Source organism: Pseudomonas sp. SWRI81 (assembly GCF_014268545.1).
GTDB lineage: Bacteria > Pseudomonadota > Gammaproteobacteria > Pseudomonadales > Pseudomonadaceae > Aquipseudomonas > Aquipseudomonas hamedanensis.
Map to the genome: position 1 here is coordinate 1 of NZ_JABWQS010000115.1, position 257 is coordinate 257.

A 257-nucleotide genomic window follows, 5' to 3' on the forward strand; every position below is an offset into this window, starting at 1 on the left:
GTTTACGGGTTCGTCAAGCAGGAAACCGGCGAAGAAGGGCGTTTCGAACCTTTCAACCATTACGGCAAGTCCAAGCTCGAGGCGGAATATGTTTATGAGGCCTGGCGCAAGGCAGACGCCGCAAATAAATTGACCATCATCCGTCCGACGGTGGTGTTCGGCGAAGGCAACCGCGGCAACGTGTATAACCTGTTCCGCCAGATCGCCAGCGGCCGTTTCGTTATGATTGGCAGCGGCAATAATATGAAGTCGATGGC

Annotated in this window: 1 protein-coding gene; it reads left to right on the plus strand. The window is 54.5% G+C overall.

Translation table 11 applies throughout. The features are described 5' to 3' along the window. Positions 1–257: NAD-dependent epimerase/dehydratase family protein (locus HU765_RS26670; protein WP_186624096.1), on the plus strand; the 257-nt coding region annotated here is incomplete at both ends.